The sequence below is a fragment of the Gimesia panareensis genome, assembly GCF_007748155.1.
GTDB classification, from domain to species: domain Bacteria; phylum Planctomycetota; class Planctomycetia; order Planctomycetales; family Planctomycetaceae; genus Gimesia; species Gimesia panareensis.
Map to the genome: position 1 here is coordinate 804,775 of NZ_CP037421.1, position 25,519 is coordinate 830,293.

21 protein-coding genes are annotated in these 25,519 nt (G+C 54.9%); 4 read left to right on the forward strand and 17 right to left on the reverse strand.

All coding sequences use genetic code 11. The annotated features are described in order from the left end of the window. The first annotated feature begins 381 nt into the window (after positions 1–381). Positions 382–1,722: a transposase gene (locus tag Enr10x_RS03090; RefSeq protein WP_197997309.1), complete on the forward strand. Its 1,341-nt coding sequence runs from the start codon at positions 382–384 to the stop codon at positions 1,720–1,722. A 917-nt stretch (positions 1,723–2,639) separates the two neighbouring features. Further along, positions 2,640–4,541, forward strand: coding sequence for a CocE/NonD family hydrolase (locus tag Enr10x_RS03095; protein WP_145448114.1), 1,902 nt, complete (start codon positions 2,640–2,642; stop codon positions 4,539–4,541). 76 nt (positions 4,542–4,617) lie between these two features. Here the strand turns inward: Enr10x_RS03095 and Enr10x_RS03100 are convergent, their stop codons facing one another. From Enr10x_RS03100 to Enr10x_RS03160, 13 genes are all read right to left on the reverse strand, one after another. Beyond that, complete coding sequence (locus tag Enr10x_RS03100) at positions 4,618–5,547, reverse strand: DUF1559 domain-containing protein (RefSeq protein WP_145103910.1); 930 nt, start codon at positions 5,545–5,547, stop codon at positions 4,618–4,620. Between the two features lie 341 nt (positions 5,548–5,888). Then, positions 5,889–7,016, reverse strand: a complete 1,128-nt coding sequence (locus tag Enr10x_RS03105; RefSeq protein ID WP_315851849.1) for a DUF1559 domain-containing protein — start codon at positions 7,014–7,016, stop codon at positions 5,889–5,891. A gap of 73 nt (positions 7,017–7,089) precedes the next feature. Beyond that, positions 7,090–7,533, reverse strand: a complete 444-nt coding sequence (locus Enr10x_RS03110) for a hypothetical protein (RefSeq protein WP_145448115.1) — start codon at positions 7,531–7,533, stop codon at positions 7,090–7,092. Between the two features lie 303 nt (positions 7,534–7,836). Beyond that, positions 7,837–8,193 carry a hypothetical protein gene (locus Enr10x_RS03115; protein WP_145448116.1) on the reverse strand — a complete coding sequence of 119 codons (357 nt, stop codon included), beginning with the start codon at positions 8,191–8,193 and terminating at the stop codon, positions 7,837–7,839. Positions 8,194–8,390: 197 nt separating this feature from the next. Next, a complete protein-coding gene (locus Enr10x_RS03120; RefSeq protein ID WP_197997463.1) occupies positions 8,391–8,843 on the reverse strand; it encodes a carboxypeptidase-like regulatory domain-containing protein in 453 nt (150 codons plus the stop codon). Positions 8,844–8,983: 140 nt separating this feature from the next. Further along, entirely contained in the window at positions 8,984–9,967 is a 984-nt protein-coding gene (locus tag Enr10x_RS03125) for a DUF1559 domain-containing protein (protein WP_145103920.1), read from the reverse strand. Between the two features lie 284 nt (positions 9,968–10,251). Continuing rightward, the gene (gene sigJ, locus Enr10x_RS03130; protein ID WP_145448118.1) at positions 10,252–11,142 is read right to left on the reverse strand and encodes an RNA polymerase sigma factor SigJ; all 891 of its coding nucleotides are present in this window, start codon (positions 11,140–11,142) and stop codon (positions 10,252–10,254) included. Positions 11,143–11,187: 45 nt separating this feature from the next. Beyond that, positions 11,188–11,700, reverse strand: a complete 513-nt coding sequence (locus tag Enr10x_RS03135; protein WP_145103925.1) for a hypothetical protein — start codon at positions 11,698–11,700, stop codon at positions 11,188–11,190. A gap of 108 nt (positions 11,701–11,808) precedes the next feature. Then, complete coding sequence (locus Enr10x_RS03140) at positions 11,809–12,729, reverse strand: TIGR01777 family oxidoreductase (RefSeq protein ID WP_145448119.1); 921 nt, start codon at positions 12,727–12,729, stop codon at positions 11,809–11,811. A gap of 58 nt (positions 12,730–12,787) precedes the next feature. After that, positions 12,788–13,135 (reverse strand): HEAT repeat domain-containing protein, encoded by a 348-nt coding sequence (locus Enr10x_RS03145; RefSeq protein WP_145103930.1) that lies wholly within the window; start codon positions 13,133–13,135, stop codon positions 12,788–12,790. Positions 13,136–13,214: 79 nt separating this feature from the next. Next, on the reverse strand, positions 13,215–14,240 hold the full coding sequence (locus tag Enr10x_RS03150) for a DUF2332 domain-containing protein (RefSeq protein ID WP_145448120.1): 1,026 nt from the start codon (positions 14,238–14,240) through the stop codon (positions 13,215–13,217). Positions 14,241–14,285: 45 nt separating this feature from the next. Next, entirely contained in the window at positions 14,286–15,266 is a 981-nt protein-coding gene (locus Enr10x_RS03155) for an alpha/beta hydrolase (RefSeq protein WP_145448121.1), read from the reverse strand. Positions 15,267–15,349: 83 nt separating this feature from the next. Beyond that, a complete protein-coding gene (locus tag Enr10x_RS03160) occupies positions 15,350–15,916 on the reverse strand; it encodes a M50 family metallopeptidase (protein WP_145448122.1) in 567 nt (188 codons plus the stop codon). Positions 15,917–16,037: 121 nt separating this feature from the next. On the opposite strand from Enr10x_RS03160, the gene Enr10x_RS03165 reads away from it, so the two are divergent. Both Enr10x_RS03165 and Enr10x_RS03170 read left to right on the forward strand, forming a co-directional pair. Then, entirely contained in the window at positions 16,038–17,699 is a 1,662-nt protein-coding gene (locus Enr10x_RS03165; protein WP_145103941.1) for a hypothetical protein, read from the forward strand. A gap of 175 nt (positions 17,700–17,874) precedes the next feature. Continuing rightward, positions 17,875–21,741, forward strand: coding sequence for a PVC-type heme-binding CxxCH protein (locus Enr10x_RS03170; RefSeq protein ID WP_145103943.1), 3,867 nt, complete (start codon positions 17,875–17,877; stop codon positions 21,739–21,741). A 66-nt stretch (positions 21,742–21,807) separates the two neighbouring features. On the opposite strand, the gene Enr10x_RS03175 is transcribed toward Enr10x_RS03170, so the two are convergent. From Enr10x_RS03175 to Enr10x_RS03190, 4 genes are all read right to left on the reverse strand, one after another. After that, on the reverse strand, positions 21,808–22,605 hold the full coding sequence (locus Enr10x_RS03175) for a hypothetical protein (RefSeq protein WP_145103946.1): 798 nt from the start codon (positions 22,603–22,605) through the stop codon (positions 21,808–21,810). A 63-nt stretch (positions 22,606–22,668) separates the two neighbouring features. After that, a complete protein-coding gene (locus tag Enr10x_RS03180; protein ID WP_145103949.1) occupies positions 22,669–23,544 on the reverse strand; it encodes a hypothetical protein in 876 nt (291 codons plus the stop codon). Between the two features lie 96 nt (positions 23,545–23,640). Continuing rightward, positions 23,641–24,549, reverse strand: a complete 909-nt coding sequence (locus tag Enr10x_RS29830) for an STN domain-containing protein (RefSeq protein WP_197994574.1) — start codon at positions 24,547–24,549, stop codon at positions 23,641–23,643. Positions 24,550–24,617: 68 nt separating this feature from the next. Further along, positions 24,618–25,475, reverse strand: a complete 858-nt coding sequence (locus Enr10x_RS03190) for a hypothetical protein (protein ID WP_145103951.1) — start codon at positions 25,473–25,475, stop codon at positions 24,618–24,620. Positions 25,476–25,519: the final 44 nt, after the last annotated feature.

Consider the following 25,519-nt stretch of genomic DNA (forward strand, 5'->3'; position numbering starts at 1 on the left):
GTTCATAAGAGTTAAGCTGCAATCCACAATCAACTGCAAACCGTGAGCCGAACAGTATTGGGGCAAGCCGACAGTGGCACCCGGCGAACGGATCTCTTTCGTTCCGAGTTTGTTTTAAGCTGTGTGAGAGCAAAGCCGGGTGATCTTTCGATGAATGCAACACTGACAGTTTCCTGTTCGCTGCGCTCACCCCGAATTGCATTCGGGGCTACCCATTTTAAATGCATTGTTCGGGCAAGCCGACAGATGGCACCGGTCGGGTGGCACCCAACGCGGGTAACGATTCTGTGTAAGTTAAATAAATCTTGATGCGGACAACCGTTAGGTTGTTTAATGCAGGTGCTAACCAAATTGCACTCATGCCAAGAAAGGACTCTTGGAATGCCGCATCAAGATACCGAGCATCTTCGCATAAATATTCAGTCAATGAAAGCGATTTTTGACAGGCTGATTCCCTGCGAAACGTCTTCCCTGGTACGTCACGGCAATGCCTCTCTGGATCCGGGCTGGTTGGCTGCGGTTGCCATTCTCTGCATGGGCTGGACTGCCAAAGGAACACTTGGCGAAAGGGTAAAAACGGCCTACACGGTTGCCGGTGAGCTCTTTCAGGTTTCGACGACAGTGACACGACAAGGGCTGATGAAAGCTCTGGCGAACTACGGACAGCCATTGGTGGATCTGGTGATTCAACATCTTTCCTCAAAACTGGGACAATGGAAGGGCTATCGAACCACAGCAGGCAAAGTCACTCTGGCCGTGGATGCCACCAAGTTCTCTGCGCCTCGCTCAGCAGCCAATCAGCGTGAATTTGCACCAGGGATCCATCATAGAAGGTCGGCGAAATACCGCAAAAAAGCCGATGAATCCAAGGCGTTAACCGTTCAACTGTTAACGACCGTGCTCTGGCATCTGGGCAGTGGGTTACCGTTTCGCTGGTGTATTCAGGGGGCAGCTGGCAGTGAGCGAATTGCGGCCCGGGAAATGCTGGAATCCCTTCCAGAAAATGTCCGACTGGTTGGGGATGCGCAATATACAGGTGCTCCGCTGTGGTCAGCCATCATGGAGTCAGGGCATTCTTTCCTGTTTCGTGTTGGTTCGAACGTAACCCTGTTAAAATCACTTGGTCAGTTGAAAATTCGTGATGGCTTCGTCTATTACTGGCCCGACTCTATGCAGCGTCGAGACCAAAGCCCGCTGGTCCTGCGTCTGTTCCAGATCCATAATGGCAGGAACAAGATCTACCTGGTGAGCAACGAATTAGAAATGACCGATGCATGTGCCTGTAAATTATATCGTCAAAGATGGGGGATTGAGGTTTTCTTCCGCTCAGTAAAACAATCCTGTGAACGCAGCAAGCTATGTTGCCAGACGCCTGTAAATGTCATCACAGAATTAAACTGGACTCTGATCGGAATCTGGGTTGCGTTATTTGTCGGAAAAGACATGTTGCATAAGCAGGGAACGAATCTCAAAAAACTCAGTCCGATCAAAGTGATTCGTGTGTTTTCTCAGGCTGTCACGATAATTGCCTGCCATGCTCAGCAATGGGCGCCATTAACCGACCTGCTTTCGCAATCCGTGCTCGCCGAAGAAAAACGGCCGAATAACAGAAAAGCAAGCCGGGGACATCCGTGTAAGAAAAGGAAACGGCAATGCGGAAAACCAACTATCATTCAGGCAACAACGGATCAAAAAAAACTGGCGAAAATCTATCTTGAATAAAAGTCGTTACCCGCGTTGAGTGCCACCCGACATTGATGATGAATGATTTTAAGTGGCAGATCCTGTTGATGATCGGCACTGTCGGACAAGCCGACAGGTGCCACCCGTTGATCAATTTATTAATTCGAAAGGTCAGCATGATGAAAATAAAATTTGCGGAAAGACGTGTGGGGGTCAAGACAGATTTGTGTCCTTTTGTGGCCGGTTTTTGTCCTGTTCTGGCCGGGATTTTGTCCCGGTTTGTCCTGGTTTTTGTCCCGATGTGGCCAGCTTCGAAGGGGGAAACAGGGCGAACCGATTCGCTACTGTCAGGTGAAAACTCAGTGAAAATCGACGGCGATTCAGGTGTTGTTTCGTCCGTTGTTCCTGACATGCAGGGGACGGAGCACCGGCCTCGCGCGCGAGCCAGATTTGGACCAACATACGATTCGGAATGTGCAAATCAAGGGGAGTCTGTTCAGGTGGGAGTGAGAGAAGTTCAGTGTGTCACAGGATGTGGAGATCTGATCGGCACCCGGCAGGCGGACAGATGGGTTTGCTTCCTGCGGAAGAGGTGAGTGAGCTGGTTTGTGGATTGTTTGTTTGTACTGTGACCTCTTGTTGCCTGCGGCAATCCCGGATTGCATCCGGGAGCACCTTTTTGAATTGAGCGGAATGGCGCTAGCCACCGGTAAAATCTCCAGCGCTGATTCTAAATACCGGCGGCTGGCGCCGTGCCGCTCAGTTGCTGGTAGGGTAAGATTTCTCGATCACTGTTGAGCAAGCCAACAGTGGCATACGGCGAGATGGGAAGAGGGCATTTGTCGTCGTTGATTGACAATGAATTACCGGGTAAGTAGCCTGCTGGTAAGGGTTTCTAAATACTATTCAGCATCGCGAATTCGATGCTGCCTGCCTCCTGAAGAAGGAATTTGATCATGCCTGCCTGTCGTTCCCTCCGCCGTCCCCTGGCTGGATTTACTGTTGCACTGTTCGCGTTACTGATCTCGACTCTGCCTGTGCTGGCTGCTGTGCGGGGGCCGTATGCGGTGGAGGTGCGAAAGAATGTGATGGTGCCCATGCGGGACGGGGTGAAGCTGGCGACTGATGTGTATCTGCCGGTGGAAGACGGGGATGTGCTGGACGGGAAACTGCCGACGATTCTGGAGCGTCGTCCGTATAACAAGAATGGCTGTAAGACGTCGGGCATGTATTATGCCTCGCATGGTTATGCGTTCGTGGCCCAGGATACGCGGGGCCGTTATGCCTCGGAAGGGGTGTGGCACATGTTGACCGACGATGGTCGGGACGGTGTTGATACCGCAGCGTGGATTGGTGAGCAGTCCTGGTCAAACGCGAAGATCGGGATGATCGGAACTTCTTATGTTGGCGGGACACAGCACGCGCTGGCGATGGAGAAGCCGCCCGAGTTGAAGACGGTGATTCCCGTGGATGCGATGTCGAACCTGGGCTATGCCAGCATGCGGAACGGTGGGGCGTTCGAACTGCGTTTCTGGAACTGGATTTATCTCAACGCCGGTAAAGGGAGCCGTCAGTCGCACGATGCCGGAACCGCCGCGGTGCTGAAGGAGATGGCTGAGAACCGGATGGAATATCTGAAGCGTCTGCCTTTGCGGAAAGGGATGACGCCGCTGAAGCTGGCTGGCGAATACGAAGACTGGCTGGTAGCGGGGATGCAGCACGGGGCCAACGATGACTTCTGGATTCAGAATAACATCATCGATTACCCGGAGAAGTACAAGGATATCCCCGTGTACCTGGTGAGTGGCTGGTACGATTCGTGGAGCAGCAACAACACCGCGAACTTCCAGGTGCTGTCAAAAACGATCAAAGGTCCCGTGTATATGATTATGGGGCCCTGGATTCACGGGCAGCAGGGATCGTACTCACATGGGCAAGTGACGTTCGGGAAAGCAGCAGCGATTGCGGATCCCCTGGGCTGGCGGAAGGAGTGGTACGATCACTGGCTGAAGGGAAAAGAGAACAGCGTCGGCAAAGCGGCCCCGTTCCAGACGTCGGTGCGGATTTTCGTGATGGGGACCGGCGACGGTTCTAAGACCGTGGACGGGAAACTGAATCATGGCGGTTACTGGCGGAACGAGCAGGAGTGGCCGCTGAAGCGTACCGTTTACACGAAATTTCACCTGCAGCCTGAAGGCGGTTTGGGGACGAGTGCACCGGAGGTGAAGGTAGCGAAGACCAGCCTGCTGTTCGATCCGGATCATCCGGTGCCGACGATCGGGGGAAACATTTCGAGCGGGAATGACATCCTGGTGCAGGGGGGCTGGGATCAGAAGGGGAATGAGAAGATCTGGAACTTCACGCATCCGACGCCGCTCTCAGCCCGGGATGATGTCCTGGTCTTTCAGACGGAACCGTTGAAAGAGGATCTGGAAGTGACCGGAGAACTGGCAGTGAAACTCTGGATTTCTTCGTCCGCGAAAGATACGGACTTCACGGCGAAGCTGGTCGACGTGTATCCGCCGAGCGAAGACTTCCCGGGCGGGTTTGATCTGAATATCGGGGACGGGATTATCCGGACGCGGTTCCGCGATTCACTGAAAGAGGAAAAGCTGATGGAGCCAGGGGAGATCTATCCGGTGACGATCAAGCTGTATCCGACTTCGAATGTCTTCAAGAAGGGGCATCGGATCCGCGTGGATATTTCGAGCAGTAACTTCCCGCGGTTTGATGTGAACCCGAATACGGGTGAGCCGCTGAATGACAATCGTCTGAAGCAGACCGCGATCAATACGGTGTACCACGATGCGGCGCATCCTTCGCACATTCTGCTGGCGGTGATTCCCAAAGCAGAGTGAAGGAAAAATCAAAAACGGCCAGGGAAAACAGTCTTTCCCTGGCCGTGACGTTCAATAAGATGGCAGTCTGTCGGGCTTAGTATTCGCCGATGATGTTACCATCCGATTTGTGACCCAGGTTCTGCCAGGTTCCGAGGTTGATATTTTCGGAGATGAACTGGATCCGTCCATCAGCAAACAGAACGTGAACTCCACCAACGTGGGTACTGCGGGCGCCCATCAGAGCGGGACCGCCGGTACCACTGGAGCATTCGAGTAATTGTGAGTTGGGGCCGATGAGTGTGGAATAGCTCCACATGTGCATGGCCTGTCCCCAGAACCAGGTGTATCCTCTGAGTTTCTGGTTGGCGGTGCCGGTGCAGACGGTGCCGGAAGTGGCATTGGCACTGGCGTATTCGTAGCCGACCTTACATTCGGAGGCGATCATGGTGTTGGAGGTTCCGTCGGTGATGTCCCGCATGCGGGTGGCGCTGTTGAGGAACATGATAGATTTCCCGTTGTCAGCAAAGGCGGTGCCCCCGGCTGCGAAATCGCCATACTGGGCGGAGCAGACGACATAGTTGGTCGGTCCATAGCCGGACTGTCCTGTCGAACCCCGGTCTCCGGGATCGCTGGGGCAGCGGTAAACGGGAAGCTCCGTTTTCATGACCGTGGTGTTGGCGGTGCCGGTGTTACCGGGCTGGATGCTCCAGTCGACCATGTTGTAGAGGTTGGCCTGATCGACGTATGGCAGGATGCGTGCCTGCCAGCCGATCTGGCTGGAGAGCCAGCTGTTGGCGACGGTCCGAATGTGGGACGCGGGAAAAGTGAGGGAGGCATCGTGGTAGTTGTGGAGAGCCAGCCCGATCTGTTTCAGGTTATTTTTACAGGTGGAGCGACGAGCTGCTTCGCGCGCCTGTTGCACGGCGGGCAGGAGCAGTGCGATCAGAATTGCGATGATGGCAATGACGACCAGCAGTTCAATGAGAGTGAATCCCTGGCGACGCTTCAGAAATGATGCTTTCATAATTTTGATTTATCCCTTGAGAAGGAGTTGAAAAGAGATCTGATAAGATCAGTCAACGATACGTGAAAAATGCAATCTGTCATGGTATGGCGCAGGCAGGTACGGTTTCGATCTGTTCACGGGAGCCGCCAGAGCGGTGCCATGCACAGAAAATCAGCGCAGGGGGAGTGGGACCGGAAAAATGAAACATAGCGTGCCTGCAGTTCAAATAATCAGGTGGGTCAAATATTGGCGTGAAGGTGATCTGGCTGAAGATAGCAGCTGTTGGCGGAGAGGATCCGGCTGGTTGAGGGCAGGTTTCTGGGGGCTCTAAGCAGTGAGATATCAGGGCGAGATTAACTTCATCGATTGTTAATTATACCGCTGGATGGAGACCTGTGTGTAGAAAAAGATCGCATAAAAGAATGAGGATTTGAAAATACCAGAGCCTGGGTGGGCAATCGAACCGGTACGGACAGACAGGGACGAAAAAAAACGGCCAGGGAAAAGGTCTTTCCCTGGCCGCGGCGATCCTTAAGATTCATCCCGTTCGAGTTTAATACTCGCCGATGATGTTCCCGTCTGATTTGTGACCCAGGTTCTGCCAGGTTTCCGAGGTTGATGTTTTCGGAAATGAACTGGATGCGACCGTCACAGAACAGGGTGTGTACCCCGCCGACGTGTTTGCTGCGGGCTCCCAGCAGTGCGGAACCGCCGGTGCTTTGAGCACATTCCAGCAGGTCAGAGTTGGGGCCGATCAGTGTGGTGTAGCTCCAGGCGGGCATGGACTGGGCATAGAACCAGGAGTAGCCGCGGAGTTTCTGATCGGCGGTGCCGGTACAGGTGGTTCCGGAGGTGGCATTGATGTTGGCGTACAGATGACCCACGGTACATTCGGAAACAACCATGGTGTTGGAGGAACCGTCTTCGAGGTCCCGCATCTTGGTCATACTGTTGAGGAACATGACAGAACGTCCGTTGTTCTGATAGGTACCACCGCCGGCAGTGTAACCTCCGGTATTGGCGGTACAGGTGACGTAGTTGGTGGGACCGTAGCCGGACTGTCCGGTCTTTCCGCGGTCGCCGGGATCGCTGGGGCAGCGGTAAGCGGGCAGTTCATTTTTCATGGCGGCGGTATTGCTGCCTGTCCGGCCGGGTTCAATGCTCCAGTCGATCTGGTTGTAGAGCGGAGCCTGATCCATGAAGGCCAGGATACGTCCCTGCCAGCTGATCATACTGGTTTCCCATTCAGAGGCGGCGCCCTGACGACGGACAGAGGCGGGCGGGAAGGTGCCGTAGGTGTCGTGGTAGTTGTGCAGGGCCAGTCCGATCTGTTTCAGATTGTTTTTACAGGTGGAGCGGCGGGCTGCTTCGCGCGCCTGTTGCACGGCGGGGAGCAGCAGGGCGATGAGGATGGCGATAATGGCGATGACCACCAGCAGCTCGATGAGCGTGAATCCCTGGCGGCGTTTCAGAAACAATGCTTTCATAGTTTGGGTTGATCCATCTACTATAAGGAAATTAAAAAATCTGAAAGGATTCAGTTAACGGTGAATGAAAATGTTATTTGGCTTCCAGCGTAAAATCGGCGGTGTTTTCACCGGCTTTGACATCGTGGCTCAGTGTGGTGCTGGAATTGTATTTCGCGGGCAGGTACTGCTGTTCGATTTCGATTTTCTGGCCGTCCGATTCCTGGAACTTGCCAGTCTTGCGAGTGGCGGAGATCTGAACCTTGTTGTTACCGACCGTGGGCCCTTCTTCAGCTGTGAGCGAGTAGGTGCCGTCGGTAATGATGGCCTGGGCGGCTTTGCCACGCAGCGGTTTGCCGGCGGCATCGACATCGGGGACAAACAGAATACTGCCGCTGGCCAGAGGCTTGCCATCATAGGTGACGGTGCCTTTGACGGCGGCCCGCTCGATGTGTTCTGCGGAACCACCACAGCCACTGAGGAGAGTCAATCCACACAAGATCAGCGCAAACGGAGCGCGAACGCAAACTGAAAACATAGTGTACCTGCACTTCATTGTAGGGGGGGTAAAACTTGCTATCGGGAAAGCAAGCGGTCGCTAGATCACAGCTGTGAAGGAATGATTCGACTGGATCCAGGAGGGATCGCAGACGCTTGTCAGGCAGGAATCTTGGGCGAGCTTAACTTCATCAAAAATTAATTATAGCGATGAGGGGAGACTGAATGGTAGAAAAAAGGAGGCATAAAAGAACGAGGATTTGAAAATTCTGGTGGTACGTTCTCTCAGCTCCCGACAAAACAGGAGTTGTCAGATACTCAACCCATGGTCAGTCAATTTTGCTCAGTGGCAATGTTCCGCGCCGCGGGTCACTCCGGAGAGTGAGACGGCGAGCTGGTCGGTGATGGACTGGCAGTGATCGAAGGATTCGGTCAGGCCTTCCACCGTAATGACTTCGGGAACATCATCGGGGGCGAGTCCGAGCAGTTTGAGCTCGTCCTGGCACTGGTCCAGCAGTTCTGTGATCGGCTGGACCCTGATGGTGATGATCAACTGGTTCTTGATCAGTTCCCAGTAGCGTTGATCAGGGGACGCGTATAATTCGCTCCCCTGATTCTGGAGCACTTGCTTGAGCGCTGTCGCATTTGCGACTCCATAGGGCCGTTTCAGAAAAATATGGCCCGCAGTAATGATCGCCATGTCTGTTTTCTCCACCAGAATCAGGAATCAAAATCGTCTCAGGAAAGAGGGTTGTCTGCCGGCAGCTGTTTCCTTTCACTGCGAAATAAGACAACCTGCTCTCAATCCTGACTAACAGTATACACTCGAAAAATCGTTGAAAGCAAAAAATCTCCGGAAAAAATCAGCGTTCTTAAGAAATTGGAAATTCCTCAAAATCAGGGCTTGAGGTCGATATCGAAGGTGTTCTCGCCTTCTTTGATGACCGTCTGCAGGTCGGTTGACTGATCGCTCTGATATTTTTCGGGAACGCCTTTCAAGGCGTCTTTCAGTTCCTGGTTGCCCGATTCATCCGGGGGCGCATCCCCCAGACCGGGAGAGGAGAGATAGACCTTGTAGTCTCCCGCCGGGATGGGATCGGAGATCGCATAGGTTCCGTCCTGCTGCAGATCGGCGTAGGCACCGGCGCCGGCTGTTCCGGAGGTAAAATTGACCCGGGCTCCCGAGAGGGGTTTGCCATCCAGTTTGACGGTCCCCTTGACCGTGCCTTTGGGGACTTCATCGACGCCGGCTCCGCAGCCGGTGACCAGAGCGGTGAGCAGCAGGCAGAGCGTCAGTCGAGAAAGCGTCGGGGCGGGGTTCAGTCCCGCTCGAGTAGAATGAGTGAGCATGTTCATGGATCTCCGAGTGGATTATGTATGACAACAGCCGATGTCGTCTGTCACGTGCATCGGCTGTTGTGGATATCAGAAGTTTTATTTCAGATAGAATATTTGTTGATCAATTCGTGATGAATGATTCCCGTGTTACTTTAGAACTCGCCGAGTACGAAATTATCGTTCCGCATACCCAGTCTGCGGAGGGTTTCGATGTCGATGTTGTTCGAAAGGAACCGTACGGCACCGTCACCGAGCAGAGCGTGAACCCCGCCGACATGTTCGGAGGTCAGCGGGTTGTTGGGGGTGTAGGTCTGGTCTCCACCTGCGGGGGCGGTGGAGGGATTGGGACTGTAGCGAATGGTGTTGACGCCGGTTCCCCAACTGGTCAGTCCGATGTGACCGGCCCAGCCGCCGTAGTAGTTACTGCGGTAATCTTTGTTATTGACCAGTCCGGAATCTTCGCCGATGATCATCGTGTTCGAGGTTCCGTCTTTGCAGTCACGCATGCGGGCCACCTTGCCGATCTGCATCATCCCGTTGTTACACCAGTAACCCCCGTAAGCTGCACCACAGCCGGAGCTGTAAGGGGCTGCATTCAGGTAGGAACCGCTGATGCCGACGTAATCCATCGTCATGCCGGTCTCTTTCCCGAGGGAACCGTTGGGAGAAGTGGTTCCGTTGTTGGAAACCGGACTCGTGCCGGTGTAGAAGGCATCTGCGGTACTGGACGGGCATTTGTAAACGGGAATGAAGAGGTTATTCAGCACAGCGTTGTCGGTGTTGTAACCGGAGGCGGAGTTTCCACTGCCGGCTGCAAAGCCGTGCTGGGAGTGAGCCTGCTGTGTGAGTTTATTGTAAGCGGGTGCCTGGTCAATGAAGGGCAGGATCGAAGAACGCCAGTTGGCGCGGTAGTAGGAGACCTGAGAGCCAATCGGAAAGGTTCGATGAGAATCGTGATAGTTATGCAGCGCCAGGCCGATCTGCTTCAGATTGTTTTTACAGGTGGATCGTCGGGCTGCTTCGCGTGCCTGCTGCACTGCCGGCAGGAGCAGGGCAATCAAAATGGCGATAATGGCGATCACGACCAGCAGTTCGATCAGGGTAAAACCCCGCTGCCTTTTAAAAGACTTCAGCATCAAATTAACTCCAGTTCCGGTGAAATGAAAACGCGAGCCTGCTCAGAATCGATCGGAAAACTGTCGAATCTGTGAACTACTTTCTTAAAGATATTTTCATAATATTAACCGGAGTCATCATCTGAGAGCCAGTAAAATAAGCGTTATTTAATAAAATACCTATACGAAAGAATGTATAGTAAAGGGATATTCCCTAAGGTACTTCCTCTGCCAGGAATGAGAGTTGTTGCCGTGTATCTCTTGAAATGACAGTCGGTTACGATAGAGACGAATTGGCAGGCGGATCAGGAAGTGTGAAAAAGCCGCAGTTTATCCGGGTTTCGTAACACATAAATGTTCTGAATCTTGTTATGCGCCACCTGGAACTGGAAGGCGGAGACGGGCTGACCTGCCTGATAAATAATCAATCCTGGTGCGCCGTTGAACCAGGTGATCTTAATGACGATCTCCGGGTCGGGATTTTCTGCTGCCAGCAGAGCGGGGCGGACGGTCTTCAGGAAGAAACGGGTAATCAGAGCGGAACCGCGAACGATTTTGCGTGCAGCGAGTGCCTTGCCTCCGCCGTCTGAAACGAACGTCGCTTCGTCCTGGAGCAGGGAGACCAGTGGTGCGGTCTCTCCCTGTTTGACGGCTTGTGTGAAGGCGTTGAGCATCTGCAGGTGGGCGTCGCGGGTGAGCTCTGGTTGCAGATCCTGGCGGCCGACTTTGGCGCGGGCCCTGCTCGCCAGTTTGCGACAGGCACTTGCCGAGCGATCGAGGATGTCGGCGATCTCCTCGAAGCGATATTGAAACAGATCGTGCAGAATGAAGCTGGCCCGCTCCGCCGGCGAAAGCTGTTCCAGCAGGACCAACAGCGCCATCGAAATCGACTCATCCAGTTCCAGTTCTTCTTCTGGCGTCTGTACATCCGCGAGGAATGGTTCAGGCAGCCAGGGGCCGATATAGGACATGCGCTGCACGCGGGCACTTTTCAGATAGTCGAGCGAGAGTCGCGTGGCGACTTTCATCAGCCAGGCGCGGGGCACCTGAATGACCGCCTGGTCCGCCGCGAGCCATTTGAGACACGTTTCCTGGACGATGTCTTCCGCTTCGGTGCGGGAGCCGGTGATCCGATAGGCGAGGCCGATCAGCTGCGCACGGGCGGCTTCAAATGTCGCTAACGCTGCGGCGGTCATGCGGGACTCTCCTTTCCGGATCCATGCGCGTGGTCAGGGTACTGCTCAGACTTCGATTTCCATCAGGCGACAGCTTGTGAGGTAACCGGCGGCCCGTTTGATGGTCGGAAAGACTTTGGCTGTCGCAATGCAGAGCCCCAGTTCCAGGAGCTGTCCGCGATCGAAGCGGTCCTGAATCCGCTGCTGCAAACCCGGTTCGAGATCAGAGGAGCTGGCGACCTGCACGGCGAAATCATACAGATCCCGCTGATCTTCTGAAAGTCCGCTGCCCCCCTGCAGAACCGCTTCCACGATCTCGCGGGGAACGTCCGCTTCGAGCGCAAAACGGACACAGAGCTGCAGGCAGGTGCCACAGTCCTCGACCTGCATCGCTGCCAGCTTCGCGATGAAATACGCTTCCGCATCCAGCCGCTCCCGATGCCGGGCCAATGGCAGGATTTCAGCGAACTTCGCATAGCCGTCCGGGGATTCGGCCAGCAGTTCGCGCATGAAGTCCGCTTCGTACTGATAGTGTGTTTCGAAATCTGCGATTTCCTGCAGATAGTTGCGTTCGCTCATGATTCTGACTCCTGTCAAAGAGAAATAAGGTCTGTTCAACAGGATGACGAGCGAGCAGAAGTGAGTGTGACCAGGTCCTGCAGAAAAAATGTTGGATTCGGGAAAATGTTATCGATAAAGGTCTACCAGTGCCGAATCCAGATCGGGATATTCGAATTCAAAATTCTCTTCTCTTAAACGCCGGGAGACACAGTAGCGACCGTAGAGTGCCAGTTCGGGATCGGTGCGCATCAGCAGCGGTGCACCGAGACGGACCATCCAGCTCATGGCGGGAAGTCCGATGGGCATCTTCAATGCCTTCCGCAGGGCGCGCATGAATTCGGCATTCGAAACTGGTTGCGGTGCGGTGGCGAGATAAGCGCCCTGCATCGAGTTATCGGTGATCGCTCTCAGGAACAGGCGGTTCATGTCCTGCTCGTGAATCCAGCTCATACCCTGTCGACCATGGCCGACGGTCCCACCGAGTCCCCAGCGGACCAGTTTCGCCAGTCGCTGCAGGGCACCGCCAGAGCGGCCGATGACGAAGCTCGTACGGAGGATGACCTGCCGCATGTCGGGGAGTACCGCGCGCTGGAAGGCGGCTTCCCATTCCTGTGCGACAAAGGGGGCCAGCCCGTAACCGAAGGCGGAATCTTCATCGCAGATACATTCCGGCGGGTCGCCGTAGCGATGGGCTGTCGACATCTGCACCCAGACCGGCGGCGGGGAATCGAGCTGCCGGACCGCTTTTCCAAGTATGTCCGTCGCTTCGACCCGCGAGCGGAGAATTTCATCACAGTGATCGGGTGTTTTGATGCAGTCGACCGTGCGGCCGGCGAGATTTACGATTGCGGTCGCGTTTTCCAGTTCGCTGGCCCACGGTCCGAGAGAGCGGGCATCCCAGTTCACATAGCGCCAGTCCCCCTTTGTCTGAGGCTGGTTTCTGCCGAGGATGACCACTTCATAATCCCGTTCGGTCTGAGAACGGGCCAGGTTCAGTCCCAGGAAGCCGGTGCCTCCGGCGATGATGATTTTGTTGCTGATCTCCATGATGTATCTACTTCGTACTGAGTTTAAAGTGTCGCGGTTTCCATCGTCTTGATAGAGTTCAGAGAAATTCTTCTTCCGGATTTTCGTCTTTGAATTTGGCTGCGATGGCATTCGCGACGGAAGATTCCGAATCTGCCAGGCCGCTGTAAGCCCACATGCGCACCTTCTTGGAGGGGCTCTGCAGTTCACCCGCCAGGAATTCAATCGCTTCAGGCGTCTCCGACTGGCCGATCAGTTCGACAAACCGCCCCCGCATCTGGCCCGGCGATTCGCTCTCTGCCAGTTGAATCAGGGGGGCCAGGACTTCATCCACACGTCCCGAGATCGACTGATAGCCGTCCTCGTAAGTTTGTGAGTCCTGGCTGCGCAGTTGTTGAACGAATTTTGCGAAGTCAGCTGGATTCATGGTGTTGTGTTTCAAAGCTTGAATTGTAACAGTTTTATTTGTGGATGCGATTCGTTTCAATTTTTTAAGAGCGAATTCTTTACGCCAGCCACTCCAGCCAGCGGCCGTGCCCGTCGGTGTTGGCCAGTGTCTGTCGGGTGAGGATTCCCCTGCGAAAAACCTGTAGCCGCAAATGGGCGTCGTGCAGATTATTGTAAAGGTGCAGCAGGTCGCGGTGATGGGCCAGCTCGCGGACTGTTTCCAGGAACGTTTCCCGTTTCTCTCGGGAGATCTGATTGGCGACATGCGTGTGATAGATGCAGAGCAGGGTGTCGTGCGGGATCTCAGCTGCGATCGCGCAGACATCTGCAAAGCCGTCGCCGGTGCGGAGGTCGAGTTCGACTTCCTGCTGTTGTCGGATCGCGGCGTCCAGCAGTTGTCGGCGATCGTGCTGTTCGGGCCAGATCAGGGACCGCAGCCAGTCGACTTCTGTGGGAATGGTGACATCGATGGGATGCAGATCGACGCCGATGCGTTGTGTGACGAGAGGTGGGGAATCGTCTAAACCCGCCGGTCGCTTGCCGAGAAATTCGGATCTGATCAGCGTCGGTGAAGTAGGATCCCCATACTCTTTTCCACTGTCATCATAGGCGTAGCGGTACCGGTCCCAGAGCAGGTTCAGGCCGGCACTGCAGCCGATCTCCAGCAGGGCCAGCGGTTGAGGATCAAAGTGCCGCAGTGCATGCATGAATGCGGGGAACAGACAGGCACAGCGGCGGACTTCATTGGTCTGAACAAGTCGCGTCTGCAGCAAGTCGACGATTTCCTGCTGATGGCTGAGTACGAAATCTTTGAACGCCGGGAATGCCTGTGTGGGATCTTTCGGTTCTGGTGTGCAGGTCGCGTAGTATTCTGCCAGTGGATGATTGGGGCTGGTGACCAGCAGATAATGCACTGCCGCAAACAGGAGATTCGGCACCGGCTGCCCGTCTCGTGCCTGACCGGCGATCTGTAGCATCTCTGCGTCTGCGGCGATCGCTTCCGTCAGACTGCAGTACAAAGGAGATGTTTCCCGGCACTCCGGCACGGCAAAGGCGCGAAAGGCATCAGACAGACGTGAGTTCATTGAGAGCCTCTGCTGGCTTATTGATAAACTCCCCTGATTCAGGGATTAACTCACCCGTTCGTGCATGAATTGAAAGGCCTGCTGGTAGGCATCGTCAATCAGTTTGGGGTCGCCGCCTGCCAGACCGTGTTCGCCTCCCGGAATGGTCACAAGTTTGTGTTCGACGCCGTGTTGCTGGAGCTGTTCGGCCATCAGGACGGACTGTTCGTAGGGGACGTCGGTGTCTTTCGTGCCGTGCACCATCAGGGTGGGGGGATAATCTTTGGTGACGTTCTTGAGCGTCATGTAGGGATAGAACTTTTCCGGTTCGCGGTGATGATCCCAGCCGGCGACCTCTTTGGGCCAGATACCCTGCTGGCGGCAGTACTGGTAGAAAGCCCCCCGATTTTTTTTGCTGTCGCGGGAATCGGCGATCGGAGTTCCGCCGACCTGCTGGTAAGCCTGCTCCTTAGTGAAATCGGTCTGGTGCCGGGCGTGCGGGCTCGGTTTGCCGATCCAGTCGCCGATCAGATCGCCATAACCCCAGAAGGGAACCAGGACTGTGGGTCGGGGCTTGGCGCGGTAGCCGGCGATCATGGTCAGGCAGCCCCCCGCGGATCCGCCGGAGACAGCGACTTTGCTGGTGTCGACATTGAACAGTTCCGGTCCTTGCTCGTGCAGCCAGGTAAAACCGTCTTCCAGGTCGGCGATGATTTCGGGCAGTTTGGTTTCGGGGGCGAGACGATAATCGAAAGAGACCACGGTGTAGCCTGCATTCAGCATGTCGTTCAGCACACGGCCACTCACGCCGCCCCGATGTCCGACGATGAGTGCGCCGCCATGAAACCAGACCATCACGGGCCGCGTTTTGTTGTCATCGGCCCGGTGGACGTCCGCCTTGATTTCCAGGTTCCCCACTTTTTTAAAGGTGAAGGTTTTCATTTTTGTATTGGCGGGCTTCGCCTGGGTGAGGGAGGGCAGGCAGAGCGCAGAGGCACCTGCGGCACAGGCTCCCAGCATTTGACGACGGTTCAACAGCGTGGACATAGAAGATTCTCCCTGAGAAAGCGTGGCAGTGACTGTTCCAAGATACCAGAAAGCAGAGGCTGCGGGCAAACTGGAAACGGTTCTCAGGCAGAAAAACAGGCCATCAGCACGACCATTGTCATGACGGCCAGCAGCATGATCCAGGTGCTTTGCTCCGTCGTGCGTTCCGGATGTTGCCACCAGTCGCGGAGTGAACCGAGGCGATGCCAGAGCCAGAAACCGGCGGGTATCGTCACCAGGCCGAAGCTCCACAGCAGCCAGAGTGGCGAGCCGGTCTGTCGCATCACGCCGCAATCGCCGATGCCTTCCAGGGCGCCGCCAGCGATATAGGCGCCGTTGGCAATCAGACAGAAGCCGGCGAAGAACTGGACGAGTGCCGCTTGCGGCCACTTCCACAAACGGGCTGCGATCCAGAGGCAGAGCGGCAGGAGCACGCCGATCAGCGGCCCGGCCCAGACGACAATTGCTGGGTGCGGATTGACGGCCAGGTCCGTGCGGGAAATCGCCAGGGGATGTAAGACGACACGGGCGACTTCCCCTCCGGTGAGCAGGCCTCCCAGGACGTGTCCCGACTCATGTACACCCATCATGGCCAGCCAGCAGCCGAGTAACCAGCATAGAGCGAACAGGAGCTGGTAAATTCGTGCCATTTGGAGAGGATGCTTTCAAAAATTCTGGTGTAAGGTCTGTCTGTCTGTTTAGGATGACATTCACGATTATCCATTATGCTGCTGCACATGCAAAGACTGATACTTCCATTCGGCTTTTAAGATGATGTCTACCGCCAACCCTGTTATTCCTGACACAGAGAGTTCCGATCGCGGTGCGCGCTGGAATACATCGACTCTGTCTCTGGGCGCGCTGATCCTGCTGCTGGTGGCAGCGACCCCGCAGCTGATCTGCATGCCTGTGACGAATGATGTTTCTTATTACGATCTGCAGGCACGGACTGTGATGCGAGGCGGGATGCTCTATCGCGATATGGTCGAGCCGAACTTCCCCGGTGTGGTCTGGGTTCACATCCTGGTGCGTTCGCTGGCTGGCTGGAGTACCGAGGTACTACGGGTATTCGACCTGCTGGTCTTCTGTCTCACAGTGTTTTGTCTGACCCGGTTTGTCTCTGCGGTCCGGTTTCAGGTCGGCTTGCTGTTGTTCCTGGCTTACTACTCGGTTTCAGAGTGGTGCCATGTGCAACGCGATCTGTGGCTGCTGTTGCCAGCCGCGGTTGCGCTGAATCTGCGCTGGGCTCAAATTCAGCGCAGTACTCAGGCAGCAGTTGTCACGCGATCGCTGTTTCTGTTCGGGACGCTGGAAGGACTGGTCTGGGGTGCGGGGGTCTGGTTGAAGCCGCATGTGGTGATTCCCGCACTGGCGGTCTGGCTCTGTTCGCTTTTCAATCCTGCGCTCCGAAAAAAAGTCTGGAGCGATCTGGGGGGCCTGCTGACAGGCGGACTGATTGCGGGAGCGCTGGGCGTCGGCTGGCTGTACTTCACTGGTACCTGGCCCTGGTTTCTGGAAATGCAGCTGGACTGGAACCGGGAATACCTGACCCAGGGGAATTTTGGCAACCACTATTATGTCTTCCTCAATCTGGCGGTTCGCTTTTTTCCATATATCCTCATTCATCTGGTCGCGGTCCCGATGGCCCTGGTGCTGTTGATCAGACAGGATCCGCAACGACCGCCTCAAGTTGTACTCAGGCTGCGTTTGTTGTCAGCATTGTATCTGGCCTGGATCCTGCAGGTGGTCTTGTTGCAGCATCCGTTTGACTATGTGCATTTCCCGCCCATGCTGCTGGGGATGACGCTGCTGGTCTATGCATTTCACTGTACCCGGCGCGCCCGTCTGACCCGCTGGATTTTAACCGGCGGTTTTCTGGTGGCGGCTCTGTGGTTTTCTCCGGTGACGAAACCGGCGTATCTTCGTTTATGGAGCGCCTGCCTGGAGCAGGGCAGCACCGGGGCGATACGCAATCAGCTGGCACGGATTCCGTACCCGGACTGGGAAGATATGGAACGGGTCGCCGCATTTCTGAAATCGCAACAGGCTCAGGACCGCGAGGTGACCTGTTTCAGTAATGACATGATTCACCTGTATCTGGATCTGAATCTCGAACCCTCCACGCGTTATGTTTATACGCATAGCTGTCTCGAATTCTATCCCTCCCGGCGGCCGCTGATTCTGAAAACGCTCAGGAACAGTCCGCAGCGGTTTGTGCTGTCGAACCTGATGGCAGGAGGGCTGCTCGTCAGCCAGGCGAAAGAGGTCGGCCCGGAAGGGCCCAGCGCGTACCCACCCGCGTTTCCGGAGCATCTCAAAACAACGTTTCCCTGGAACCTGCCGATTGCGTTTCGTGCCGGGACCCTGGTTGTGCATCGTTACCCGGGGGAACCGATTGAGAATCCACCACAGGAATCCTCTGATAAACATTAGCAATATTGGTACTTATGTAAAATAAGGCCGGATTGTTTTTGTAGTGGGACACGGGCCACAGGTTCTTCACAAAAAAACAGATTTGTCGGGTGACAGAGCCTTTGGGGGGCTGTTATGATGAAGCACTCCAATTATTTAATTTCCTTTAGTTTTGTCTCTCACGAAGAATTTCCCCATGCCGAATCGAGCCTGTCTGAAGCACGTCTGTTCCCTGACTGTTTTTTTGCTGTTTTGCGGTTTGACCTTTTTCTCGCTGTCGGGTGAAGAGAAAGCTCCGAAACAACAGCAGGCTGCGAGCCCGGAAGATCATCCGCTGATTCTGTTTCTGATCGGGGAAGAGGGTTATAAGACTGCCGAGAGCCTGCCCGCGTTTGCCAAAGCGCATCTGCAGCCACTCGGATTTCGCACGCAGTTCATCTTTCCGGATAAAGACGATCCCAACTCCTTCCCCGGGCTGGAAGCGATTAAGAAAGCCGACCTGCTGTTCCTGAGCGTCCGCCGCAAAACACTGCCTGCCGCCCAGATGAAACTGATTCAGGATTACCTGAATGCCGGTAAGCCGCTGGTGGCACTCCGGACGTCGAGTCATGGTTTCGCTTTGAGCAAAGGAAAGCCGGCGGAAGGGTACGTGGAATGGAAGGACTTCGACAAAGAAGTGCTGGGGGGTGAGTATGCAGGCGATTTCGGAAACAAAACACCAACGGATGTGACCACGCAGCTGCGGGCCGAGCAGGACCCGATCATGGCGACGGTTCGCAACAAATATTTCCGCAGCGAAGGTTCGATGTATAAGAGCATCAATCTGAAAAGTTCGACCAAGACGCTGCTGCGGGGGCTGTCGAATGTGGAAGGTCAGCCGGTGCAGATGCCGGTCGCCTGGACGAATACCTACAAGAAATCGCGCGTGTTCTATACGTCTCTGGGGCATCCGGGCGACTTCGAAATCAACACCTTCACACACACGCTGGTGAATGCGATCTACTGGTGCCTGAAAAAGGAACCGCCGCAGGTCGACGTAGCCGGCAAGATCAGCCGCGACCGGTTCAAGAAAGATCTGGCCGGGAACGAGCAGGTCGACAAGGTGATGAAATCATTCAAGGGGCGTGGAGAAGTCGGCGATGAATCGGATCCGACTCCCCCCGAACAGGCGGTCAAGCTGTTTCAGGTGCAGAAGGACTTTGAAATGGAGACCATCGCCGCCGAGCCCGAAGTCATGCAGCCTCTGTATATGAGCTTCGATCAGCGGGGGCGGATGTGGGTCGTGCAATACCTGCAGTATCCCTTCCCGGCGGGATTGAAGGTCATCAAGTACGATCAGTATCTGCGGGCGGTCTTCGATAAAGTGCCCCAGGCACCGCCGAACCACGTCAAAGGGGCGGATAAAATTTCGGTGCTGGAAGACACGGATGGAGACGGGACGTTCGATAAAATCAAAGACGTGATTACCGGACTGAATATTGTGTCGTCAGTCACTGTGGGCAAGGGCGGGATCTGGGTTCTGAATCCTCCCTACCTGTTGTTCTATCCCGATGCGAACGGAGATGACATTCCGGACGGCGATCCGGAAGTGCATCTTTCGGGCTTTGGCCTGGAAGACACGCACTCGGTCGCGAACAGCATCAAATGGGGACCCGACGGCTGGCTGTATGGGGCCAACGGCAGTACGACGACGGGAACGGTCAGCTCGGCTGTTACGAAGCAGGTGCACTTCAAAGGGCAGAATATCTGGCGGTATCACCCCGAAACAAAGATCTTCGAGATTTACGCGGAAGGGGGCGGGAATACTTTCAGCCTGGAAATCGATTCCAAGGGCCGCGTCTTTTCCGGTACGAATAATGGCGGCACTCGCGGCATGCATTACGCCCAGGGGGGATACGCCAAAAAGAACTGGGGCAAACACGGGCCGCTGACGAACCCGTATGCCTTCGGCTATTACGAACACATGCGGCACAAAGGTTACCAGGAACGCTTCAGCCAGACCTTCTCGATTTATGAAGGGGGCATTTTTCCGCCGAAATATAACGGTGCGGTCTTTGCTGCCAATTCACTGCACAACCGCGTGATGGCCAGCAACCTGATTCCCGATACTTCGACCTATCGGACCGAGGACATGCCGCCGATTGTGCTCACGCAGGATCGCTGGTTCCGTCCGGTGGATATCAAAGTTGGACCGGATGGCTGTATCTATCTGGCAGACTGGTATGACAGTCGCCTGACGCACGTGGATCCGCGCGACAACTGGCACAAAACCAGCGGTCGGGTCTATCGTCTCAAACCGAAAAACTTCACGCCGATCAAACCATTCGACCTGTCGAAGCTGTCCAACGCCGAGTTGATCGAAACGATGGGCCACTCCAACAAGTGGTTCCGTCAGAAAGCGGTGCAGGTGATTGGGGAACGGGGCGATCAGTCAATGGTGCCGGCCCTGTTGAAGATTGCGAAAAGCGACAGCGATGACCGGGCCCTGGAAGCGCTCTGGGCATTGAATCAGCTTGGGGCGTTCGACGAAGAGCTCGCATTGGAACTGTTGGGGCACCGGGATCAGCATGTACGTCGCTGGACGATTCGTCTGCTCGGCGACCGGCACCAGGCTTCGAAACAGCTGACAAAATCGCTGGTCGAACTGGCACAGACCGAGCCATATGCTGAGGTTCGTTCACAGCTGGCCTCATCGGCGAAACGGTTCCCTGCAGAAGCAGGGCTCTCGATTACCGAAGTTCTGCTGCAGCGCGAAGAAGATCGGGAAGACCTGCATATTCCGCTGCTGTTGTGGTGGTCGCTGGAAAGCAAAGCGACCACGGATCGGGAAGCTGTGCTGAAACTGTTCTCCAAACCGGAGTTCTGGCAGGTCAAGATGGTGCAGGATGTGATTCTGGAACGCATCATGCAGCGGTATGCGATGGCGGGGGGCGATGAGAATTACGCGATGTGCGCGAAACTGCTCAAGCTGGCTCCCTCTGATCAGCACAAGGAAAAGCTGATGGTGGGGATGCTGGAAGCGTTCCGGGGCCAGAAGATTGACAACCTGCCGGAAGAGCTCAGCAAAGGGCTGGCAGAATATCAGAAGAGCCTGGGCGAATCTGATCTCGCGCTGGCACTGCGACTGGGGGATAAGGAAGCGACCAGCCGGGCGCTGAAAATCATTGCCGATCCCAAAGCAGATCGGCCGACCCGTTTGACCTATATCGAGATCCTGGGGCAGTTGAAGAACAAATCGGCCATCGGTCCGTTGACCGCAATTCTGTCTTCCCGCGGTGCCGACACACATTCGCTCAAGCGGGTGGCCTTGCAGGCGCTGATGAACTTTGACAATCCGAGTATCGGCAAGAACATTCTGTCCCGCTACCACAGTACTCTGCTGGACGAGCACGATGTGCGAAGTACGGCACAACGGGTTCTGGCCAGCCGTAAGGCGTGGAGCAAGCAGTTTCTGAATGAAGTGGATGCCTGGCGGATCAAGGCGAATACGATTCCGCTGGATGTGGTTCAACAGATGGCATTGCACGACGATCCCGAGATCAAGGCCAGCATCAAGAAGCACTGGGGCAAAGTGCGCGGCAGTACCCCCGCGGAAAAGCAGGAAGAGATGAAACGTGTGGCCCGCCTGGTGAAAGAGGGGGGCGGGCAGTTCTCTTCTGGTAAGGTACTGTTCAACAAGACGTGTGCCGCCTGCCATACACTGTATGGTGAAGGAGGCAAGGCGGGACCGAAGCTGACCGGCTATGAGCGGGACAACCTGAACTTCATGCTGCTGGCGGTCGTCGATCCGAGTGCCGCGATCCGCGAGGAGTTTACGAACTTCCTGGTGGTGACCGACGACGGACGGACGGTGACCGGTCTGATCGACGAACAGACGACGAAGACGATTACTCTGCGAGATGTGAAAGGTCAGACGGTCCTGATCAACAAAGATGAGATCGAGTTCCTCAAGGCCCTCGATCTCTCGCTGATGCCGGACGGCCTGACCAAAAACCTGAGCGATCAGGAAGTCAAAGACCTGTTTTCCTATATTATGAGCCGTACTCCCAGCGGAGGAAAATAGTGTTGAAAGGCCCCAGGCCTCTTCAGGAAGCGGGCTGCTCCCCTCGGCCTGCTTCCTGTTTTACCTTTACTGTTTGTTGGCCGCTTTCTGCTGTGCAGCCCGGGCTGTTCTCAAGTCTTCCAGTAGTTTTTCGATTGCTTTCTGGGCATGGTAGGTCTGGGTGATGACCAGTGACTGACTCTGGGGATAACCGGAGATGGTGCCTCCCTTCAGATTGAGTGAATTGCTGCCGGCTTTGTTGTAGGGTGCCGGGTAGCCTGAGATCTGTTGCTCCATGACCGCCGGGCTCCACCTCCCGACACGGGCATTGAGAATGACTGCTTCCAGGACAGCGTAGTCTTCGGGACTGGAACTGCACAGATCTCCGACAGGATAGACGCGCGTCTTGAATATCTGTTCTGCTTTCTGCCGGGAGGTGATCAACAGCATGTTGTGGTCGACCACATAGGTGAGATTGAGCGGTTCCAGAATGAAGTCGAGTGCATTTTTGAGAGAAATATCTTTGAGATTGACGTCGACTGGTTCGTCGGGCGAGAGACCAATCTCTTCCAGATCTTTTTTCTGAATCTGAATGGGAATGTTATGCAGTTCTGAAAAAAAAGTGATCACTTCATGGAGTGGGATTTCTGGAAAGTTCCCTGTCGTCTCCTTAACCAGTTCATCTTCGACACGTTGCTCGTGTTCGGTTAATATCGGATAAAAAGTGGGTTGAGGTACCACGGAAGCGATTGGCTGTCTGGCTGCTTTCTCAGGTTTCTGCTGCTTGTCATCTGCCTGAACCGACAAGGCGAAAAATGCCACAGCCAGAGTCCAGATGCCTGCTGTCAATAAACGTTGTTGCCAGTGTTTCGGTTGTTTCTCCATCGATCTGTTGCTCCTGAGTTGATGAAAAGGCTTGTTGCCATGTAAGCCTGATGGTTTTCTAAACTATTGATTGAGGGCCTTTGCTTGTCTCAACTGCTCGAGCAGTTGGACGATCCCGTTGTGGGCATGATAAGTCTGGCTGATCACCAGTGACTTAGACTGAGTGACGATCGAGATCGTGCCCCCCGGTTCCTGAAAGTAGGACATGGGAGAGAGACCGCTTGTTTCTGCCCGGTCCGCAGGGGAAAGATGCAGCATGCTCTGGACGTAGAAAAAACCACGGCCGGCGCCCTGTTGGGGGACTTCAGGGCGCTGGTTTCTGGTAGTGCCGGCGGCTGGTGCCGATAAGCGAACTTGTTTCCAGTCGCCCAGATTCGCGTTCTGGATGGCATCGGCCAGTGCCTGATAGTCTTCCTCCAGCACGCAGAGATCACCCACCGGGTAGACCCGTGTTTTAAACAGCTGCGAAGCTTTCTCCCGTGTCAGGATCTGGATCATGTCCCGTTCCACCACGAACGTCAGGTCCAGTGGTTCCAGGATCTGCAGCAGGGTGTCCCGGAGACTGAGTTCAGAAAAGTTGGCCGTGATCGGCAGGTCGATTGACAAATCTAAATTCAGCACGATATCGGTTTTCTGAATGATGATCGGCACTTTGTGTAAGTCGCTGTAAAACTGGATCACATTTTTCAGTGGGACCTCGTTGAACTCGGCATTGGAGGGCATCTGCAGGGCATTCGCCAGGATCTGCTCGCGCGGGGTGAGCGGCGGAAAGAAGAGTGGTTGTAGCTTGCCTGCGGCTGCCAGCGGTTTCTGTGCTGAAGTTTTTACAGTCGGTTTGCTTTTGGCTTTCTGTTTTTCTTCCGCATCTGCAGTGATAACCAGGCCACAAGCCAGCAGTCCCAGGATGCAGAAAATGCGATATTTTAGTTGTGGTAGCATGGGTTTCCTCAGTTGAGTCATTTCCGATTCTGATTTGCTCAAAGTGTTCCTGTTGACGTCTACTCTGGCGCTCCCTCGCCAGAGGGAATTCTGATCTCAGTCTTTGACCAGTCGTGCCTGCCGGAGTTGGGTGAGCAACTCGACGATCGCGGTGTGGGCATGATAGGTCTGGCAGATGACCAGGGACCGGCTCTGAGGCATGACCAGAATGGTTCCATCTCCACCGGTGGGGTTTTCATAATTGTTGGCGTCCAGTAATGCGATCATATCTTTGTCTTGGTCTACCTGAAAGAATCCGCCCCCGCCGCCCCCGCCGCCACCAAAGCCGCCTCCCCCGCCAAAACCACCACCAGAGCTGCCTTGAGCCTGCTGAGGGGGATTGAGATCGCTTTTTAACATTCGCCAATCGCCGACGCCGGTATTTTTGATGATCGATTCCAGGATCAGATAATCCAGGGGAGTCTGGCATAGGTCACCGACCGGGTAAACGCGCGTTTTGAACACTTCTTCTGCTTTGGCCTGTGTCGTGATCTTGACCACATCACGGTCGACCACGTAGGTCAGACCGATCGGGTTCAGGATCAGTTCCAGCGCTGTTTTCAAAGAAACATTTTTTACTGAGACGGTAATCGGTTCATCCACAGTCAGGCCTTCCTCTCCCAGGTGGTTTGCAAAAATCACAAAGTTGGCGCCTGTGGACTCCTCATAGAACTTCATCACATAGGACAAACTGGTTTCATCGAACTCGGCGTCGACGTTTTCATTGAGTTGTTCCTGAAACCTTTTCTCGAATTGCGTCGGTTCCGGGAAGTAGATCGGCTTGACCGGGGCCGTCTGAGTGGTTGCTGCCTGTAAATCCATGGGGGCCAGCGGCGGGGCCGGTTTTTGTGCCTGCGTGGCTTTGGTTTTGGGTTTGTCATCGGCCCGGGCAGCGAGCATGAGACCTGCTGCAGACAGACTGACGAGGATGGCGAGACAGAATACTGGTTTCCAAAGTCGATTCATGATATTCCCTCACGGTAAGATGTTAGTTTGAGGCAGGTTGCCGAAATGAATCGGTTCATCTGCGGAACTTATTTCTGTTTTAAGGACGCTTCCTGTTTGACCTGCCTGAGCAGGTTCAGGAAATCGACGACTTTCTGATGTGTGTGATAATTCTGGCTGATCACCAGCGAACCGGTCTGCGGGAGGATGGAAATTGTGCCTCCTGAGAACTGGTAGCCTTCGGCACTGACGTGGCCTCCGCCGAAACCGATAATCGGGGGATCAAGTTTGTCGAGCCCGTCCGGTTTCCAGTTCCCGAGGCGGGCATTGCGGATGACCTCGCGGAGCTGTTCATAGTCTTCATGGGACCGGCACAGGTCGGTGACCGGGTAGAGACGCACCTTGAAGATCTGACTCGCTTCGTAATTCGACATGATTTTGAGCATGTCCTGATCGACCGTGTAAGTGAGATCGTATGGTTTGAGGACCTGTTCCAATGCGGAGCCCAGCGTGATTCCTTTGACAGAGACGCTGATGGTCCACTCTTCTGCTTGTTCCAGATCGTATTGCTGCTGGGGAGACAGAACCAGATTGAGCTGATGCTGCTTCTGCAGAGTGTCTAACGCTTCGGCCAGGGAGACTTTTTGAAAATCCACATCGACCCGGGTCTGCAGCATTTCCTGAATTTGCTGCTCGGCTGCAGTCAGGACCGGGTAAAAGGTCTGCTTGACAGTGGTCGTGGCAGGGAGTTCCGTCTGAAACTCAGCGACATTACTCAGAAGCGCGTCATCGCTGGCTTCGGCGACTTCGTTGATTTCGACTGCTCTGTCGCTGTCAAATCGCCGGGCGTTCTGTTCAACCTCAGCGTTGAGGGCCAGCACCATCCAGCCGGCTGTCAGACAGAAAATCACGGTGATGACAATTTTCTTTTTCAGAAACCGTTTCATAATCGTCTCCTGTATTTAAAGAAGGCGCCTGTCAGAAGACAGCG